An 18,954-nucleotide genomic window follows, 5' to 3' on the forward strand; every position below is an offset into this window, starting at 1 on the left:
GGGAGGCTGCCGTCATGACCCAGGTCTTCGAAGTGCTCGTCCGCGGACGAATGAGCCCCCAGCTCGCACAGGCACTGGATGGCTTCACGGTGCAGCCTCGTCCTGGTGGACTGACGAGCATCCTCGGACCGATCGATGATCAGCCGCGCCTGCTGGGCCTGCTCGGGGCATTCGACGACCTCCACATCGAGGTCATCTCGGTGAATCCGGTCCCTGCATCTGACGCCGGGTCACCCGGGCAGGGTGACGCGGGGGCATCCGCGCCTGGCTAACTTCAGACCTGGTACTCACCACCTCCGATCGAAAGGGATCGCGCATGTCCATCTGGGATCTCGTGGCCTGGTTCTTCTGGTCCTTCGTCTTCATCTCCTACCTCATGGTCGTCTTCACGATCATCGGTGACCTCTTCCGAGACAGCTCTCTGAACGGATGGCTGAAAGCGGTGTGGATCATCTTCCTCGTCTTCCTCCCGTTCCTGACATCACTCGTGTACCTCATCGCCCGAGGGCAGGGGATGGCGCAGCGGCGAGGGGAGCAGATCGCCGGACTGCAGGCGGCTCAGGCCGCCTACATCCGGGAGACCGCAGGGTCTTCGCCTGCGGACGACATCGCGAAGGCTCGCGGACTCCTGGACTCGGGCGTGATCACCCAGGCCGAGTTCGAGACGCTCAAGGCGAAGGCGCTGGCGTCATAGCCGACGAAGGGCTGGAGGCAGGGCATGACCGAACTGACCATCGGCACGATGACGGACGATGCGGACGCAACCGTGCAGCTGGATGCACGTCGCTTCAACAGGCACACGTTCTGGTGCGGGCAGAGCGGCAGTGGCAAGACCTATGCGCTCGGCGTCGTCCTCGAGCAGCTCCTGCTGCGCACCGAGCTGCCGATGCTCATCCTCGATCCGAACGCCGACTTCGTCAGGCTGGCGGAGACGAGAGCGGGCGCGTCGACCGAGCATGCGGCCGCCATCGCGCAGACCGACATCCGCGTGTTCCGGTCGGGCCACGGGGAGGGTGACAGGGTTCATGCCCGGTATGTCGATCTGTCTCCCGCCGCGAAGGCCGCCGTGCTGCAGATCGATCCGATCGCCGACGCCGAAGAGTACAACGCGCTGCTGCACTGGTCGGTGAGCACCACGGACTTCGACGCCGACGAGATGCTCAGGGGGTTCCGCGCGACGGGTGATCCCGCGCATATCAGGCTCGCGAATCGGATGGAGAACCTGCAGGTGCTCGAGTGGGATCTGTGGTCGCGAGGCGCGGGATCTGTCGTCGACGTGGTCGATGAGCGGCCGCGGGTGACCGTCCTGGATCTCGGAGGATTCGATCATCCCGCCGAACCGAAGGTCGCGGCCCTCGCGGTGCTCGAGTCCCTCTGGACGCAGCGAGAGAGCCGTCGCCCCCTTCTCATCGTGATCGACGAGGCGCACAACCTCTGCTCGCCCGAGCCGCGCACCGCCGTCGAGAGGGCTCTCACCGAGAGGCTCGTGCAGATCGCTGCGGAGGGACGCAAGTTCGGACTCTGGCTCCTCCTGTCGACGCAGCGCCCGACCAAGATCCACCCCAACGTGCTCTCGCAGTGCGACAACCTCGGCCTGATGCGCGTGAACGCCCCGCGGGACATCGCCGAGCTGGCCGACGTGTTCGGCTTCGTCGGGGAGGACGACATCCGCCGGGCCCAGGGATTCGCCCAGGGGCAGGCGCTGTTCGCGGGAGGGTTCATCGCCCAGCCGACGTTCGCACAGATGGGCGAACGGCTGACCGAGGAGGCCGGAGCCGACGTGCGGGTGCCGCTGCGCTCGTGACCGAGTGATGCGCGGCTCAGCGCCAGATGGTCGCGATGCCTGCGTTGAGCGCCGTCAGGATGCCGACGAGCCAGAACATCGCGACGGGCACGGAGCCGGACTTGCGCTGCTTCGAGGTGCCGATGCCGAGGAGCGCGCCGATCACCAGGAGCACGACGAGCTTCGTGCCGATCTTGGCGTAGTTCATCTCGACGCCCTCGGGGAGACCCCACGGTGCGGCGAGTGCGAGGCCTGCGATCGCGGCGATCGTCATGCCGATGCTCATCAGACGGGTGAACTCGCGCTTGCCGCCGAAGGCCTGCACCGCCCAGGCGCCGAAGAGCACGGCGAAGCCGATCAGGTGGACGAACAGAACGACGTGACGCAGAGTCTCCATGCCCTCACGCTATGAGCACGCGGGGTGCGCACGCCAGCAAGGGCAGGCTGACCTCAGCCGCGCAGCGCGCGCGTGACGAGCGCGGTGCGCAGCGCGGCATCCGCAGCCTCCGCACCCTTGTCTTCCTTCGATCCCTCGAGTCCGGCACGATCGAGGCCCTGCTTCTCGTCGTCGAGGGTGAGGACGCCGAAGCCGACCGGCTTGCCCGCGTCGAGTGCGACCCTCGTCAGCCCGTCGGTCGTGGCCGCCGAGACGTACTCGAAGTGGGGGGTGCCGCCGCGGATGATCACGCCGAGTGCGATCACCGCGTCCGCGCCGCCGGCGAAGGCGGCCTGCGCCGCGAGCGCGAGTTCGAACGACCCGGGCACGCGCACGAGGCGGTGCGTGGCGCCGGCCTCGTTCAGCACGCGCTCGGCGCCGGCGATCAGGCCGTTCGAGATGGTCTCGTGCCACGTGCCTGCGACGATGACGACATCGAGTCCGCGTCCGTCGATCTTCTCCGTCTGGGGTGCTCCTGCGCCGCTCATGCGTCGTCCTTCTTTCCTTCGGCGAGAGCCTCAGCGAGCTCTGCCTCTCCGATGATGTGACCCATGCGGTCACGCTTGGTCTCGAGGTACTGGTGGTTGTTCGGGCCGACTCCGACGATCAGCGGCACCTGCTCGACCACGTCGAGTCCGAGGCCGCGCAGCTGGTTCACCTTGTCGGTGTTGTTCGTCAGCAGGCGCACCTTCGACACCCCGAGGTCGGCGAGGATGCCGGCGGCGGCCGCATAGTCGCGGGCATCGGCGGGAAGCCCGAGTGCGAGGTTGGCATCGACCGTGTCGAGGCCCTCCTCCTGCAGGCTGTAGGCGCGGAGCTTGTTGATGAGACCGATGCCCCGACCCTCGTGGCCGCGCATGTAGATGACGATGCCGCCGTCCTGCTCGATCGCGTCGAGTGCCGCATCGAGCTGCGGGCCGCACTCGCACTTCAGCGACCCGAAGGCCTCGCCGGTCAAGCACTCCGAGTGCACCCGCACGAGGGCGGTCTCACCCGGTTCGCCCGAGACGACGGCGATGTGGTCGGTGCCGGTGACCCGGTCCTTGTAGGCGAGGAAGCGGAAGGTGCCGTGCGTCGTCGGCACGGTCGCGTCGGCCCTGAGGCTCACTCTGCGGCTGGCGCGTTCGGGAGCCCAGCCGGTGGGGTCGATCTCATTGAGGTGGGCGATGAGCTGCTCGATGGTGATGACGGGCACGCCGTCGCGCTGCCCGAGCTCGAGCAGGCCGGGAAGACGCATCATGCTGCCGTCCTCGGCGACGACCTCGGCGATCGCGCCGACCGGGCGGAGCCCCGCGAGCTTCATCAGATCGACCGCGGCTTCGGTGTGACCGCTGCGCTCGCGCACACCGCCGTCGACCGCCCGCAGGGGCAGGACGTGACCGGGGCGGATGATGCTCGTCGCGGTCGACGCGGGGTTCGCCAGCACGTTCAGCGTGTGCGCGCGGTCGTGTGCGCTGATCCCGGTGGTCACGCCCTCTGCGGCGTCGACGCTCACGGTGTACGCGGTCGAGCGCGCGTCTTCGGAGGCGGCGACCATCGGCTGCAGGTTGAGGTTGTCGGCGAGATCGGTCGGCATCGGCGCGCAGATGAATCCCGACGACCAGCGAACCGTCCAGGCCACCCACTCGGGCGTCGCGAGCTCGGCCGAGAGGATGACGTCGCCCTCGTTCTCGCGGTTCTCGTCGTCCGCGACGAGCACGGGGCGCCCGGCGCGCAGGGCCTTGAGGGCCTCGGGGATGGTGGAAAGGCTCACAGCGAGCCTCCTTCCGGTGCTGCCCGGAACGCCAGAAGGCGTTCGACATGGCGGGCGAGGATGTCGGTCTCGAGGTTCACGCGGTCTCCGACCGTGCGAGAGCCGAGGGTGGTGGCGGCGAGGGTCTCAGGGATCAGCGACACCTCGAACCAGTGCTCGGTCGCACCGGCCTCGCTGACTGCGCTCACGGTGAGCGAGGTGCCGTCGACGGAGATGGATCCCTTGTCTACGACGAGCGGGGCGAGATCGTCGGGCAGTGAGACGCGCAGCACGCTCCACTGCTCTCCCGGTCGCACCTCGACGATGCTGCCGACGCCGTCGACGTGACCCTGCACGATGTGGCCGCCGAGGCGCGCCCCGACCGGCATCGCCTTCTCGATGTTCACCCGGGTGCCGACGGATGCTCCGCCGAGGGCTGCGACGTCGAGGGTCTGCTTCATCACATCCGCGTCGAAGGTGTCGGCGGTCGAGCCGACGACGGTGAGGCACACGCCCGACACTGCGATCGATTCGCCGTGGATCGCGTCCGATGCGGCCTTCGCAGCGCGCACGGTCAGACGCCACCCGTCTCCGGCGGGTGCGATCGCAGTGATCTCGCCGATCTCCTCGATGATTCCGGTGAACATCAGGGGGCTCCTTCTTCCAGATGATTCGCGGGGGAGGCGATCGCGAGAAGATCTGCTCCGAGGGGCAGCCATTCGTCGATCGTCAGACGGCGGGCGGCGTCGATCGAGCCGACGCCGATGTCGGTGAGTGCCAGACGGTCGCCGCCGAGCAGCACCGGGGCGATGTAGGCGAGAACCCGGTCGGCGAGACCTGCGGCGATGAAGGCGCTCGCCAGCGTCGGACCGCCTTCGACGAACACGCTCTGGACTCCGCGGGAGTGCAGGTCTGCGAGAACCGAGTGCAGATCGCGGGTGTCGTAGAAGAGCGGCGTCTGCGGGTGCCGCCGGATCGCGGCATCGTCGGGCGTGGGCCGCGAGCCGATGACGACCGGCACCGGCTGGTTCTCGAACAGCACATCGCCGTCGCGAGCGGTGAGAGAAGGGTCATCGGAGAGCACGGTGCCGGTTCCGACGGCGATCGCATCTGCTGCGGCACGACGCCGATGCACGTCGGCTCGGGCCTGCGGCCCGGTGATCCACTGGCTCGAGCCGTCGGATGCCGCGGCGCGACCGTCGAGCGACTGCGCCCATTTTACGGTGACGTGCGGGCGGCCGAGGCGCTGCGCGGTGAGCCAGCCGTCGATGATCGAGTGCGCGATTCCTGCCTGTTCGCCGGCATCGACGCTCACACCCGCCGAACGCAGGCGATCGGCGCCGCCGCCCGACACGGCACCGGGGTCGTCGAGCGCGTAGACGACCCGCGAGACACCGGCATCGATGAGCGCGAGCGCGCAGGGACCGGTACGCCCGGTGTGATTGCAGGGTTCGAGAGTCACCACGGCCGTCGCGCCGTGCGCGGCTCCCGGTGCGAGCTTCGAGAGGGCGTCGACCTCGGCATGCGGGGTGCCGGCGCCATGGTGCCAGCCTTCGGCGATGATCTCGCCGTCGGGGGAGAGGATGACGGCGCCGACCTGCGGGTTCACTCCGCGAGGGCCGAGCGTCGCGAGCTCGAGCGCACGGGTCATCGCCCGGCGTTCCGCCTCGTTCACTGCCATCCGTGGTCCTCTCTGAGGCTCCGGGGGATCTCCTCGAGGGAGACGTCGGCAGTACGCGCGCGCGGCGGCGCACCGTGCTGCCTCCCTTCCGGACTAGCGAGGCTGGGCCTCGCACCACCGTCGGTCCCGGAATTCCACCGGATCGGCATCTCGGAGAACCGAGACGCTCGCGGACTGTCACCGCCGGTTCGGATTCTCACCGACCCCGGAGCACGTTGATGCTCTGAGTGTACTCAACACATCCGGATGCATTTCATTCCGCGTCGAAGTGCTACTTGAGCAGCCGTGACAACCGGCGATCGGCGAGCGGTTTGCCACCGGTCTGGCACGTGGGGCAGTACTCCATCGAGCGATCTGCGAAGAAGACGCTGCGCACCGTGTCGCCGCACACGGGGCAGGCCTCGCCACGACGGGCATGCACCTGCATCCCACGGCGCTTGGCGTCTTTGAGGTCGGCCGGCGGCTTGCCCGAGGCCTCGGCGACCGCATCCGCGAGAGTCGTCTGCATGGCGGCATACAGGCGATCGACCTCGTCGTCGTCGAGCTTGTCGGCGATCGCGTACGGCGACATCCGCGCGGCGTGCAGGATCTCGTCGGAGTAGGCATTCCCGATTCCGGCGATCACGCCCTGATCGCGGAGCAAGCCCTTGATCTGCGTGCGCCGCCCCTGGAGCAGACCGCCGAAGACCTCCCGGGTGAACGACTCGTCGAGAGGGTCGGGCCCGAGCCGGGCGATCCCCGGGACGTCCTGCGGGTCGCGCACGACATACACAGCGAGCGACTTCTTGGTGCCGGCCTCGGTGAGGTCGAATCCGCTCTCGTCGTCGAGGCCGACACGGACGGCGATGGGTGACTTGCCGGGTTTGATCGGCGTCGTGGGCAGCGTCTCGTACCAGCGCAGCCAGCCCGCCTTGGCCAGGTGGAAGACGAGATGCAGGTCGTCGCCGCACGAGAGCACGACGAACTTTCCCCGTCGGGAGGCCGCAGTGATCTGCTGACCGTGCAGTGCGGAGTTCGGCGGGTCGTATGTCTTGAGCGCGGCGATCGCGCCCACGCTGGTTCGCACGATCGTCCGCCCCACCGCGCGCTGGGTGAGGAATGTGGTCAGGCCCTGTACTTCCGGCATCTCCGGCATGCGTTCATCCTGCCATCGGGGTCGGACACGCGACTAGAGCACCGGCCAGTCGACCGGTGTGCGGTCGTCGGACGCGAGGAGTCCGCCGAACCACCCGTCGTCGCGGCCGCGCTCGCTCGTGAGCGCCTGGCGTGCGAATCCCTCGTAGCGGAACCCGAGCGCCCTCGCCGATCGTGCCGACGGGATGTTGCCCGCGACCGCCCGCCAGCCCAGCCGTGCGAGACCGAGCTCGTCGAAGCCCCAGTCGACGACGGCGCGCGCGGCCTCGACGAGGTAGCCGTTGCCGCGCGCGGCAGAGGTGACCCAGTATCCGAGCTCCGCGTGCCCGCCGGTGTGGTGCGGCGTGATGTGGTGCAACCCGATCGAGGCGACGAGCTCCTCGTCGCGATACGCGCACCAGATCGTCTGGCTCCCGTCGGCCCACCACTCGCCGATCAGGCGCACATAGTCCGCGGCGTGCTCTCGCGTGTAGGGGCTCGGCACGGTCGTCCACCGCGGGATCTCCGGATCCTGGCAGGCTGCGACGATCGCGTCGATGTCCGACTCGTCCGGCACATGCAGCGTGAGGCGGTCCGTGGTGAGGGTGACCGGTTCCATCCCGGAATCCTACGGGTCGGAGAACGCGTGTGCGCGCGGCTCCCGGTCCCGGTGTCGGCGGCCGCGACTAGGCTTGTCCGGTGACTGTTCCGGGGATTCTGCGCGCCTTGGAAGAGGCGTCTCTTTTTCGTGACGCCCTCGGCTGGGCGCAGACCGATGCCGATCTCGGCCTCGTCGACGGCCTCGACGCGCCGGCGCTCGCCGGCCTGCTCGAGAAGCGCCGCGCCGCGGGTCATCCCGCAGCGCTGCTGACCGTCGTCCCCACGGGGAGGCGCGCCGAGAGCCTCGCCGCGGCGCTCGGCGCCTACATCCCCGACGCCGAGGTCGTGACCTTCCCCGCGTGGGAGACACTGCCGCATGAGCGACTGAGTCCCAGCCCCGACACCGTCGGTCAGCGACTGCAGACCCTCCGTCGCGTCGCCGAGTGGTCGGGTGATCACCCCCTCGTCGTCGTCGCCTCGGTGCGAGCAGCGCTCCAGCCCATCGCCGGCAACCTCGGCGAGATCGCTCCGCTCGAGCTGCGCGCCGGCACGCGCGGTCATGAGCTCGACCGCGTCGTCGAGCAGCTGGTCGAGCGCGCCTACTCGCGCGTCGACATGGTGTCGCGTCGCGGCGAGTTCGCCGTGCGCGGCGGCATCCTCGACGTCTTCCCCGCGATCTCGGAACACCCCTTCCGCGTCGAGTTCTTCGGCGATGAGGTCGACCAGATCCGCGCGTTCTCCGTCGCCGACCAGCGCTCGCTTCCGGGCGACGTCGACGGCGTCGATCTGCCTCCGAGCCGCGAGCTGCTGCTGACCCCCGATGTGCGCGATCGTGCGCGGGCGCTGATCGGCGGCTTCCCGGCGATCGCCGGCATGCTCGAGAAGATGGCAGAGGGCATTCCGGTCGAGGGAATGGAGTCGCTGCTCCCGGCGGTGTCCGGTCCGCTCAAGTCCCTGGCCGAGTATCTGCCCGAGGGCAGCGCGACCGCGGTCGTCGATCCCGAGCGCTCCAGCGCGCGGGCCATCACGCTGGGCGAGACGAACCGCGAGTTCCTCGATGCGGCCTGGAGTGCGGCGACGTCCGGCGCATCGGCTCCCATCGACCTCGGCGCCGGCGACTTCCTCACCATCGCCCGACTGCGCGAGGTCGTCCGCGACCGTGGCGGCGTGTGGTGGCGGCTGAGCCCGTTCGCGATGGGTGGCGAGGACGCCGAGACCATCGACGCCCAGGTCATCCCGTCGTTCCACGGCAACGTCGACGGCGCGATCTCGTTCGTCGACGCCAAGGTGGCCGAGGGGTGGCGCGTGGTGGTCATCGCCGCCGGTGCCGGACTCGTCGACCGCGCCCGCGACGTGCTCTCCGACCGCGGCATCGCCGCGCGCATCGTCTCCGAGCTCATCGAGGCGCCCGACACCGGCGTCGCGACGCTCGTCACAGGATCCGTCGAGGCCGGCTTCCAGATCGGCGAGGCGAAGCTCGCCGTCCTCACCGACAACGAGTTCTACGGCCGCACCATCGGCGGCGACCAGCGGGTCGTCAAGAAGCTCGCCTCGCGTCGCAAGAACGTCGTCGACCCGTTGCAGCTCAAACAGGGCGACTTCGTCGTGCACAACACCCACGGCATCGGCCGCTTCGTCGAGATGACGCAGCGCGAGGTCTCCACGGGGGGCCGCAATGCGACCAAGTCGGTGCGCGACTACCTCGTGCTCGAGTACGCGCCGTCGAAGCGCGGCTACCCGGGCGACAAGCTCTACGTGCCGACCGACCAGCTCGACCTGCTCTCGAAGTACGTCGGCGGCGAGGGCCCCACGCTCTCGAAGATGGGCGGCAGCGACTGGTCGCAGGCGAAGGGCAAGGCGCGCAAGGCCGTGCGCGACATCGCCGTCGAGCTCGTCAAGCTGTATTCGGCGCGGATGAGCGCCAAGGGGCATGCCTTCGGTCCGGACACGCCCTGGCAGCGCGAGCTCGAAGAGGCGTTCCCGTTCGCGGAGACCCTCGATCAGCTGCAGACCATCGACGAGATCAAGGCCGACATGGAGCGGCCGATCCCGATGGACCGCCTGCTCTCGGGCGATGTCGGGTTCGGCAAGACCGAGGTCGCCGTGCGTGCGGCGTTCAAGGCGATCCAGGACGGCAAACAGGTCGCGATGCTGGTGCCGACCACGCTTCTCGTGAAGCAGCATCTCGAGACCTTCACCGAGCGCTTCGCCGGATTCCCGGTCAAGGTGCGGCCGCTGTCCCGCTTCCAGACCGACAAGGAGGCTCGTCTCACGCTCGACGGCCTGCTCGACGGCACGGTCGACATGGTGATCGGCACGCATCGCATCCTCACCGACCAGGTCATGTTCAAGGACCTCGGTCTGATGATCATCGACGAGGAGCAGCGCTTCGGCGTCGAGCACAAGGACACCCTCAAGAAGATGAAGACCAACGTCGACATCCTCGCGATGAGTGCGACGCCGATCCCGCGCACGCTCGAGATGGCGGTCACCGGCATCCGCGAGATGTCGACGCTCGCCACCCCGCCGGAGGACCGGCATCCGATCCTCTCGTTCGTCGGCCCCCGCAGCGACAAACAGATCGCGGCGGCGATCCGGCGCGAGATCCTGCGCGAGGGACAGGTGTTCTTCGTGCACAACCGTGTGCAGTCGATCCAGCGGGTCGCGGCGCAGCTCGCCGAGCTCGTGCCCGAGGCGCGCATCGCGGTCGCACACGGTCAGATGGGCGAGCACGCGCTCGAGCAGGTCGTCGACGACTTCTGGGAGCGCAAGTTCGATGTGCTTGTGTCGACGACGATCATCGAGACCGGCCTCGACATCTCGAACGCGAACACGATCATCATCGACCGCGCCGACAAGTACGGACTCAGCCAGCTGCATCAGCTGCGCGGACGTGTCGGGCGAGGTCGCGAGCGTGCGTACGCCTACTTCCTCTACGACGAGATGAAGCCGCTGAGCGAGACGGCGGCTGACCGACTCCAGACGATCGCCGTGAACAACGACCTCGGCTCCGGCATGCAGGTCGCGCTCAAGGACCTCGAACTGCGCGGTGCGGGCAACCTGCTCGGCGGCGAGCAGGCCGGGCATATCGCCGGCGTCGGATTCGATCTCTATCTTCGGATGATCGGCGAGGCCGTCGCGACGTTCCGGGGCGAGGATGTCGAGTCGGGACAGGAGCTGCGACTCGAGCTGCCTCTGGACGCGCGTATTCCCGAGCACTACATCGACAGCGAGCGACTCCGTCTCGAGGCTTACCAGAAGCTCTCCGCCGCCTCGGCGGCCACGGCGAAGGACGACGCGATCGACCTCGTCATCGACGAGCTCACCGACCGCTACGGCACCCCGCCCGACGAGGTCGAGGGTCTGATCGCCGTCGCACGTCTGCGTCGGCGTGCGGCCAGAGCAGGACTCTCCGACGTGGTGGTCATGGGATCGAACCTGCGCATCGCGCCGGCGCGGCTCGAGGACTCGATCAAGGTGCGTCTGCAGCGGCTGTATCCCAAGGCGAAGCTGGTCGCCGGGGGTGAGGCCCTCGTGGTGCCCATGCCCACCGTGCCGGCCGCCGTGGGAGTCGGCCTCGAACCGCTGCAGGCGGCCGAGCTGCTCGAGTGGGTCGGGCAGCTGTTCACCGCGATCTTCCCCGAGCCCGTCTCGGCCGAGAAGACCGTCGACGCCTAGGCGCGGCGCAGCGACCTCGCGTGCGTCACAGCGAGAACCCGCCGTCCGTGGTCAGCACCTGACCCACCACCCAGGAGCCGGCGTCGGTGCACAGCCAGCCGATCAGCCGCGCCGGGTCGTCCGGTCGACCGACTCGGCCGAACGGCGTGCCGGCGATCCATTCGTCGACGCCGGAGAGATCGCGATCCGTGGTGTCCGCATCGAGGTAGCCCGTGTTCACGGGGCCCGGGTTGACGGTGTTCAGCACGATCCCGACGTCGAGCAGCTCCGCCGCCGTCGACCGCGTGATGCCCGCGAGCGCGGCCTTGCTCGTCGCATAGGAGATCTCTCCGCGCATCGCTCCGTGGCCCTGACCGGAGGTCATCCAGATGACGTGCGCCGTCGGCTTCTCGAACGGGCCGAGTGAGGGGATGCTGTCGCCCGGGCGGGCGACGGGGGTGTCCGCGCCGCCGAGCTCGACCCGGACTCGACGCGCCAGGCCCGCGGTGAGCAGCAGCGATGCGCGCGCGTTCGCCTGCCAGTGCGCGTCCAGCCGGTCGGCGGTCATGTCGAAGATCGTCCCGTCGCCTCCGCTCATCGCCTGATTGCAGACGACGATGTCGAGCCGTCCTGACAGCGAGGACGCCGCATCGAGCAGCGGTTCGATGCTGTCGGGGTCACGGAGATCCGCCTCGGCGTCGCCCATCACCGCTCCGGATGCGAGCGAGTCCCGGATGCCGGTGCGGACGGCGTCGAGATCGTCGCCGCCCCAGGGGTGGTCGAGATCATGCGGGCGGAAGTGGTGGACGAACACGTTCGCGCCGAGGGAGGCGAGCGTCGTGGCGGTCGCGAATCCGATGCCGCGCCTGCGCGAGACGCCGGTCACGAGCGCGGTGCGTCCGAGCAGGGGAAGGTCGGCGGAGTGCATGAGGATGCCTTTCGATCGAGGATGCCGCGGCATGCCGAGGGGCGGCCGGAGGCGGGGGAGAGATCGAGTCACCTGCATTGCATGGGCGTCAGCGTAGCAGGACGCCGCCGTCGGCCTTCTCGTCCCGTGCGCTGCACCACTACGCTGGCGTCATGTTGTACGAGCACCTCGGGGCTCGGCCCCGGATCCATGACACCGCCGTCGTCGCTCCCACCGCCGTGATCTCCGGAGACGTGACGATCGGACCGGACTGCCAAGTGCTGCACGGCGCCGTGATCACCGCCGAGGGCGGGCCCATCACGCTCGGCGAGCACGTGATCGTGATGGAGAACGCGCTCATCAGGGCGACGGCCGCGAACGCCGTGCACATCGGCTCGCACACGCTCGTCGGAACCCTCGCGAGCATCGCGGGTGCGACCGTCGGCGAAGAGGTCTTCCTCGCGTCGGGCGCCCGGATCTTCAACGGCGCGCTGGTCGGGGACCGGTGCGAGGTGCGCGTGAACGCCATCGTGCACCGGCGGGCGGTGCTGCCGTCCGGCACCGTCGTGCCGATCGGCTGGGTCGCGGTCGGGGATCCCGTCCAGCTCCTCTCTCCCGACCGCGAGGAGGAGATCTCCGCGGCCCAGCCCGAGCTCGACTTCCCGGGGCACGTCTTCGGCGTGGACCGCGACACCCCCGACCTGATGGTTCAGCTGACCGAGCGGTACGGCAGTTCCCTGGCCCGGCATGCCGACGACGTGCGTCTCGATGCCCACGGCCACGCGGCGGGCCGAGGGTGAGTGACGGGGCAGGGCTCGTCCGACCGGACATCAGCGCGGAGGACGCCGCGCTGATCGCTCGCGACTGCTACGGGGTCGACGCCCAGGCGAGCGAGCTCGGTAGCAACCAGGACCGGAACTTCGTCCTGATCGAGCCGGACGGATCACGCAGCGTGCTGCGCGTCGACAACCCGGTGTTCGGCGACGACGCGAGAGCCGCGCAGCATGCGGCGCTCGACGCCTACCGCGCAGCCGGCGTTCGTGTTCCCACCGTGCTCCCCGGGCTCGACGGTGAGCTCACCCAGCGCTGGCGAGGATTTGCGGTGCGGCGCAGCGAGTTCGCCGAGGGCGAGCCGATGGTCGACGCGGGCTATCTCGCTCCCGTCGTGCTGAGGGAGTTCGGCACGCTGGCTGCGGCATCCGTGAACGCGCTCGCAGGTCTCGTGCATCCGGGGCTCGACCGTGAGCAGATGTGGGACATGCGCGTCGCGTACGAGCAGATCATCGCGCTGGCCCCGGCAGTGACCGAGGCCGAACTGCGCGTGCGCGTGCGCACGGCAGCCGATGAGGCTCACGCCGCTGTCTCGACCGTCGCTGCCGGCCTGCCTGTGCAGCCGATCCACGGCGACCTGACCGACGACAACGTCACCGGAATGCGCGGTGCCGACTCGCGGCTGCACCCGCACACGGTGCTCGATCTGGGAGACCTGGGTCTCGGTTGGCGCGTCGCGGAACTGACTGTCTGCGTCTCGTCGATGCTGCACCATGAGCCGGAGCGCCCGCTTCGCGCACTCGACACCGTCGCGGCGTTCCACGCCGATGCCCCGCTCACTCGCGACGAGGCGGTCGCGGTGTGGCCCCTCGTCGTGCTGAGAGCAGCGCTGCTCGTCGCGAGCGGCTGGCGTCAGCTCGCGATCGACGGGGACAACGACTACGCCCGCGAGAGGATCGAGGGGGAGCAGGCCATCTTCGACGCGGCGACCGCCGTTCCGCTCGCCGAGATGTCCGAGCACGTGCTCGCGCGGCTCGGGTTCGCGTCTCCGGAGTTCGAGATGTCGGATGCTGGGACTTCGGATGAGACTCCTGATGCGGGGACTCCGGATGCGGGGGCTCCGGATGCTGAGATTCCGGATGCCGAGATTCCGGGGGACGCTCCCGACGTGCCTGACGCTCCCGACGTACCCGACGCTTCCCGCCGGGAACTGTCGATGCTGCTTCCCGATCTCGACGGCCGAGTCCTCCTGGTCGATCCGGGCATCGAAGCCGAGGGGCTCGATGCAGGGCGCTGGTCGCATCCGGATGCCGAGGCGATTCTCGTGGCCGAGGCCCACGCGGCGGGTGCTCGCGCTGCCGTGGTTCCCTACGGCGTCTTCCGGCTCACCCGGACGACCGTCGACGCCGTGAGCGCAGCCGCCACCTGGCCGGTGGAGACGGAGGTGCATGTCGCCCCCGGTCCGTCGTCGCGACTGGTCGCACCGACCGCGGGGGAGCTGAAGATCACCGACGACGGGGTGCGCATCGAGCTCGACGGCGGGTGGAGGCTCGCGCTCCGTGGCACCGACATCGAGCCGAATCGCAGCGGGAGAGTCGAGAGGGGCGAGAGCATCGGCAGGCTCGCCGCATCCTTCGAGAACCGCACGATGGTCATCGGGCTGACGCGAGGGGATGCTCCGCCGCTCCGCTCCCCGCTGCCGAATCCGCCGATCGCCGCGCGGCTCGTCACCCCGGAACGCGTCGCGGCCTGGCGTCGCTTCACCGCGGACCCCGCTCCGCTGCTGGGCCTCCGGTCCGCCGCGCAGCGCGACGAGGCCGGTCAGGAGCTCGAGCGCCGCGAGCGCATCTTCGCGGCCGCACAGGAGCGCTATTACGAGCACCCGCCGCAGATCGAGCGAGGCTGGCGGCACCACCTCGTCGACACGACCGGTCGCAGCTACATCGACATGGTGAACAACGTCGCCGGGCTCGGCCACGGGCACCCGCGAGTCGCGGCGGCGGCGAACCGCCAGCTGAAGACTCTCGCCACGAACTCCAGGTTCCTGTTCCGCGGCCTCGCCGAGTACAGCGAGCGACTCATCGCGCTGATGCCCGAGGGGAGCGGCCTCGACACCGTACTGCTCGTGAACAGCGGATCGGAGGCGGTGGACCTCGGCATCCGTCTCGCGCAGGCGGCCACCGGCCGACGAACCGTCGTCGCGCTGCGAGAGGCCTATCACGGGTGGACGATGGCGAGCGATGCGGTCACCACCAGCGCCTATGACAATCCTGATGCGCTCGCGACGCGTCCCGACTGGGTGCACGTCGCCGATGTGCCCAACTCGTTCCGCGGCACGCACCGCGGCCAGGACTCGGCGGACAGGTACCTCGCCGACCTCGCCGCCGACCTCGACCGGCTCAGCGTCGAGGGCCGGGATCCGGCCGGGTTCGTGTGCGAGTCCGTGCTCGGCAACGCGGGCGGGGTGGTCCTCCCCGACGGATATCTGACCGGAGCGTACGACCTCGTGCGTTCACACGGTGGCCTGTGCATCGCCGACGAGGTGCAGGTGGGCTTCGGGCGCATGGGATCCACGTTCTGGGGATTCGAGCAGTCCGGAGTGATCCCCGACATCGTCACGATCGCGAAGCCGATGGGCAACGGCTTCCCGATCGGCGGCGTGATCACTTCGAAGAGGATCGCCGACGCGCTGAGCGAGCAGGGCCAGTTCTTCTCCTCGGGCGGTGGCAGCACGCTCAGCAGCAGCGTCGGCCTCGCAGTCCTCGATGCCATGGTCGAGGACGACCTGCAACGCAACGCGCTCGACGTCGGTCGGCATCTGGCGGAGTCGCTCCGTGCACTCGCGCAACGGCATCCGATCGTCGGGCCCGTGCACGGGCAGGGGCTGTATCTCGGGGTCGAGCTCGTGCGCGACCCCGAGACCCTGCACCCGGCGGCGGCCGAGGCGGCCGCGATCTGCGAGAGGCTTCGCGAGCTCGGCGTGATCGTGCTCACCACCTCGGAGCGCTCGAACGTGCTGAAGATCAAACCCCCGCTCTGTCTGTCGGTCGAGAGCGCCGACCATGTCGTCGCGATGCTCGACCGCGTGCTCACCGAGGGCTGGTGATCGAGCGGGGTCTTCGAATCGAGTCGGTTCTCGGCATGTTAAATGCGTATTTCGAATCAGATCCGCTCTTCCGCTGACGAATCTCCGGGGTACATACTGAGCGTCAGTGTCGGACCGCCCGAAGTCCGGCCCATGCGCTGTTCCCGAAGGAGTACTCATGGTCACGCCCATCAAGACGAAGCCGCTCGCGCAGGGCGGAGGAACCCTCCGCCGCAATCTCGGCCTCTGGGCGATCGTCGGTCTCGGACTCGGCTACATGACACCGACCGTCGTCTTCGACACGTTCGGCATGGTGGCTCGCGACACCGACAACGTCGTCCCCGCGGCCTACCTCGTCGCCCTCGTCGTGATGGTGTTCACCGCCATCAGCTACGGCAAGATCTCCCGCGCCATCCCGAGCGCCGGGTCTGCGTACACGTACGTCCGCGAGTCGATCCACCCGAACCTCGGGTTCATGGTCGGCTGGACCTCGCTCATCGACTATGTGCTGCTCCCGATGGTCAACTGCCTCATCATCCGCAGCTACCTCGAAGCGCTCTTCCCCGACATCCCCGGCTGGATCTGGGTCGTGCTGTACTGCATCCTCGTCACGAGCATCATCTACATGACGATGCGCGGCACCTCGAACATGAACATGATCCTGCTCGTGTTCTCGATCGTCGTGATGGTCGTGTTCGTCGTCATGGTCGTCGCGCAGCTGATGCGCGGCGAAGGAGCGGGCACGATCGCATCGGCCGCGCCCTTCATCCACGACGGTGCGACGATCGGCGCGGTGCTCATGGGCGCGACGATCGTCTGCTTCTCGTTCATCGGGTTCGACGCCGTGACGATGTACGCCGAGGAGGCGAAGGATCCGAAGACGATGCCCAAGGCGATCCTGCTGACCGTGCTGCTCGGCGGCGCGATCTTCCTCGTCGCCGCGTACGTCACGCAGCTGCGCTTCCCCGACTGGAACGAGTTCGCACCCGGTGGCGACATGCAGTATGTCGAGGATTCGACGCTGCCGATCATCGGAAACCTCGTCGGGGGCAACGTGCTCATGGCCGTGCTGACCGCCGCCGGCTTCTGCGCCACGCTCGCCTCGGGTCTCGCCTCGCACGCATCCGTCTCGCGGATGCTGCTCGTGATGGGTCGCAACAACGTCCTTCCGCAGAAGGCCTTCGGCTACATCAACCCGCGCACCCACACGCCCACCTTCAACATCGTGCTGGTCGGCGCGATCTCGCTGCTCGCGATCCCGTTCACCCTCGAGCTGATCGCGGCGTGGATCAACTACGGCGCCCTGATCGCGTTCACCTTCGTCAACATCTCGGTGATCGCCTGGTTCGCCGTGCGCAAGGGGCGGCGCCACACACCGCGCGACATCTTCTCGTACATCGTGATGCCGGGCATCGGCATGCTCCTCACGGGTCTGCTGTGGGTGAACCTGCACTCCGACGCCCTGACAGGGGGACTCATCTGGACCGCTCTCGGCCTGATCTACCTCGCCGTGATCACGAAGGGGTTCCGCAAGAAGGTGGTCGCGTTCGATGAGAACCAGGCGGTGACCGGGTTCAACAAGGTCGTGAAGGTGCCGGTCGACGAGAACTGAGCACCTCAGGCGTAGAGACGCGCAAGAGCCGCCTGCCCGGGAGGGAGGCGGCTCTTGTGTCGTGCGCAGTGGGTGCGACTCCGGTCAGATCACGCCCTGGGCGAGCATCGCGCCCGCGACGCGCTCGAAGCCCGCGATGTTCGCCCCGGCGACATAGTCGCCGGCCACGTCGTAGCGCTCCGCGGCGTCGAACGCGGCGCGGTGGATGTCCGCCATGATCTCGCGCAGCTTGTTCTCGCTCGCGTCGAAGCTCCACCGCTGGCGAGACGCGTTCTGGCTCATCTCGAGAGCGGAGGTGGCGACGCCTCCCGCGTTCGCGGCCTTGCCCGGCGCGAAGAGGACTCCGGCGCTCTGGAACGCATCGACGGCAGCGGGGACGCAGGGCATGTTCGCGCCTTCCGAGACCGCTCGCACGCCGTTGGCGATCAGGGTCTCGGCGGCGTGGAGGTCGAGTTCGTTCTGGGTCGCCGACGGCACGGCGATGTCGACCGGGACCTCCCAGACGCTGCCGCCTTCGATGAATCGGGCGCCGGGGCGACGGTGGGCGTACTCGACGATGCGCGCGCGCTCGACCTCCTTGATCTGGCGCAGCAGGTCGACGTCGATGCCGGCGTCGTCGACGACGTACCCCGACGAGTCGGATGCCGTGACGGCGGTCGCGCCGAGCTGGGATGCCTTCTGGATCGCGTAGATCGCGACGTTGCCCGAGCCCGAGACGCCGACGCGCTTGCCGTCGAGCGAGTCGCTGTGCACGCCGAGCATCTCCTGTGCGAAGAACACCGCGCCGTAGCCGGTCGCCTCGGTGCGCACCTCTGCGCCACCCCAGCCGGTGCCCTTGCCGGTGAACATGCCGGACTCGTGGCGGTTGGTGATCTTGCGGTACTGGCCGAACAGGTAGCCGATCTCGCGACCGCCGACGCCGATGTCGCCGGCGGGGACGTCGGTGTGCTCGCCGAGGTGACGGTAGAGCTCGTTCATGAACGACTGGCAGAAGCGCATGATCTCGGCATCCGACCTGCCGTGCGGGTCGAAGTCGGATCCGCCCTTGCCGCCGCCGATGCCCTGGCCGGTCAGTGCGTTCTTGAAGATCTGCTCGAACCCGAGGAACTTGATGATCGACAGGTTGACCGACGGGTGGAAGCGCAGGCCGCCCTTGTACGGTCCGAGCACCGAGGAGAACTGGATCCGGTAGCCGCGGTTGACCTGCAGACGCCCGGCATCGTCGACCCACGGCACGCGGAACAGGATCTGCCGCTCCGGCTCCACCAGACGCTCGAGGATGCCGCCGTCGACGTACTGCGGGTTGCGCGCGAGCACCGGTGCGATCGAGTTCAGCACCTCGTGCACGGCCTGCTGGAACTCGGGCTCGTGCGGGCTGCGGGCGAGCACCGTGTCGAACACGGGCTGCACGTCGTCGGCGAGCGGATGGAAGTCGACGGAAGACGGAGAGGTCACGCGAAAGAGCTTTCTGATCGGGGGATGGTGCTGCGTGCGATCGTGTCGCGTGAGGGTGCGCCGGATACGGCGAAGTTTTCACTCTAGCGGGCACGCCGAGGTGAGCACCTTCACACCGGCAT

Annotated in this window: 16 protein-coding genes; 7 read left to right on the plus strand and 9 right to left on the minus strand. The window is 68.8% G+C overall.

Annotated elements, in window-relative coordinates:
* Nucleotides 1-14 precede the first annotated feature (14 nt).
* The 3 genes from ASE34_RS06330 to ASE34_RS06340 are packed head-to-tail and all read left to right on the plus strand — an operon-like array spanning nucleotide 15 to nucleotide 1,804.
* Nucleotides 15-272, plus strand: a complete 258-nt coding sequence (locus ASE34_RS06330) for a hypothetical protein (RefSeq protein WP_056277873.1) — start codon at nucleotides 15-17, stop codon at nucleotides 270-272.
* Between the two features lie 44 nt (nucleotides 273-316).
* The gene (locus tag ASE34_RS06335) at nucleotides 317-694 is read left to right on the plus strand and encodes an SHOCT domain-containing protein (RefSeq protein WP_056277875.1); all 378 of its coding nucleotides are present in this window, start codon (nucleotides 317-319) and stop codon (nucleotides 692-694) included.
* 24 nt (nucleotides 695-718) lie between these two features.
* Nucleotides 719-1,804, plus strand: a complete 1,086-nt coding sequence (locus tag ASE34_RS06340) for an ATP-binding protein (RefSeq protein WP_056277877.1) — start codon at nucleotides 719-721, stop codon at nucleotides 1,802-1,804.
* A 16-nt stretch (nucleotides 1,805-1,820) separates the two neighbouring features.
* Here ASE34_RS06340 and ASE34_RS06345 read toward each other — a convergent pair whose 3' ends face one another.
* From ASE34_RS06345 to ASE34_RS06375, 7 genes are all read right to left on the minus strand, one after another.
* Nucleotides 1,821-2,180 (minus strand): hypothetical protein, encoded by a 360-nt coding sequence (locus ASE34_RS06345; protein WP_056277880.1) that lies wholly within the window; start codon nucleotides 2,178-2,180, stop codon nucleotides 1,821-1,823.
* Between the two features lie 53 nt (nucleotides 2,181-2,233).
* On the minus strand, nucleotides 2,234-2,707 hold the full coding sequence (gene ribH, locus ASE34_RS06350; protein ID WP_056277883.1) for a 6,7-dimethyl-8-ribityllumazine synthase: 474 nt from the start codon (nucleotides 2,705-2,707) through the stop codon (nucleotides 2,234-2,236).
* Nucleotides 2,704-3,972: a bifunctional 3,4-dihydroxy-2-butanone-4-phosphate synthase/GTP cyclohydrolase II gene (locus tag ASE34_RS06355; RefSeq protein ID WP_056277886.1), complete on the minus strand. Its 1,269-nt coding sequence runs from the start codon at nucleotides 3,970-3,972 to the stop codon at nucleotides 2,704-2,706. Before ASE34_RS06355 ends, ribH begins: the two co-directional genes overlap by 4 nt.
* Complete coding sequence (locus tag ASE34_RS06360) at nucleotides 3,969-4,598, minus strand: riboflavin synthase (protein ID WP_056277889.1); 630 nt, start codon at nucleotides 4,596-4,598, stop codon at nucleotides 3,969-3,971. The genes ASE34_RS06355 and ASE34_RS06360 overlap by 4 nt, the downstream gene beginning before the upstream one ends.
* A complete protein-coding gene (ribD, locus tag ASE34_RS06365) occupies nucleotides 4,598-5,632 on the minus strand; it encodes a bifunctional diaminohydroxyphosphoribosylaminopyrimidine deaminase/5-amino-6-(5-phosphoribosylamino)uracil reductase RibD (RefSeq protein WP_056277892.1) in 1,035 nt (344 codons plus the stop codon). Before ribD ends, ASE34_RS06360 begins: the two co-directional genes overlap by 1 nt.
* Before the next feature lie 271 nt (nucleotides 5,633-5,903).
* Nucleotides 5,904-6,767 carry an Fpg/Nei family DNA glycosylase gene (locus ASE34_RS06370; RefSeq protein ID WP_056277894.1) on the minus strand — a complete coding sequence of 288 codons (864 nt, stop codon included), beginning with the start codon at nucleotides 6,765-6,767 and terminating at the stop codon, nucleotides 5,904-5,906.
* 33 nt (nucleotides 6,768-6,800) lie between these two features.
* Nucleotides 6,801-7,364, minus strand: a complete 564-nt coding sequence (locus tag ASE34_RS06375) for a GNAT family N-acetyltransferase (protein WP_056277897.1) — start codon at nucleotides 7,362-7,364, stop codon at nucleotides 6,801-6,803.
* Nucleotides 7,365-7,444: 80 nt separating this feature from the next.
* Between ASE34_RS06375 and mfd the strand changes: the two genes are divergently transcribed.
* Nucleotides 7,445-11,023: a transcription-repair coupling factor gene (gene mfd, locus ASE34_RS06380; protein WP_056277900.1), complete on the plus strand. Its 3,579-nt coding sequence runs from the start codon at nucleotides 7,445-7,447 to the stop codon at nucleotides 11,021-11,023.
* A 25-nt stretch (nucleotides 11,024-11,048) separates the two neighbouring features.
* Here the strand turns inward: mfd and ASE34_RS06385 are convergent, their stop codons facing one another.
* A complete protein-coding gene (locus tag ASE34_RS06385; protein ID WP_053095491.1) occupies nucleotides 11,049-11,930 on the minus strand; it encodes an SDR family oxidoreductase in 882 nt (293 codons plus the stop codon).
* 152 nt (nucleotides 11,931-12,082) lie between these two features.
* Here ASE34_RS06385 and ASE34_RS06390 point away from each other — a divergent pair, with 152 nt between their 5' ends.
* From ASE34_RS06390 to ASE34_RS06400, 3 genes are all read left to right on the plus strand, one after another.
* On the plus strand, nucleotides 12,083-12,709 hold the full coding sequence (locus ASE34_RS06390) for a gamma carbonic anhydrase family protein (RefSeq protein WP_056277903.1): 627 nt from the start codon (nucleotides 12,083-12,085) through the stop codon (nucleotides 12,707-12,709).
* Nucleotides 12,706-15,786 carry an aminotransferase gene (locus tag ASE34_RS06395; protein ID WP_056277905.1) on the plus strand — a complete coding sequence of 1,027 codons (3,081 nt, stop codon included), beginning with the start codon at nucleotides 12,706-12,708 and terminating at the stop codon, nucleotides 15,784-15,786. Before ASE34_RS06390 ends, ASE34_RS06395 begins: the two co-directional genes overlap by 4 nt.
* A 157-nt stretch (nucleotides 15,787-15,943) precedes the next feature.
* On the plus strand, nucleotides 15,944-17,377 hold the full coding sequence (locus ASE34_RS06400; RefSeq protein WP_082297762.1) for an APC family permease: 1,434 nt from the start codon (nucleotides 15,944-15,946) through the stop codon (nucleotides 17,375-17,377).
* 84 nt (nucleotides 17,378-17,461) lie between these two features.
* Here ASE34_RS06400 and gdhA read toward each other — a convergent pair whose 3' ends face one another.
* The gene (gdhA, locus tag ASE34_RS06405; RefSeq protein ID WP_056277909.1) at nucleotides 17,462-18,832 is read right to left on the minus strand and encodes an NADP-specific glutamate dehydrogenase; all 1,371 of its coding nucleotides are present in this window, start codon (nucleotides 18,830-18,832) and stop codon (nucleotides 17,462-17,464) included.
* Nucleotides 18,833-18,954 lie beyond the last annotated feature (122 nt).

The sequence above is a fragment of the Microbacterium sp. Root280D1 genome (genome assembly GCF_001428975.1).
In the GTDB taxonomy this organism is placed as follows: Bacteria; Actinomycetota; Actinomycetes; order Actinomycetales; family Microbacteriaceae; genus Microbacterium.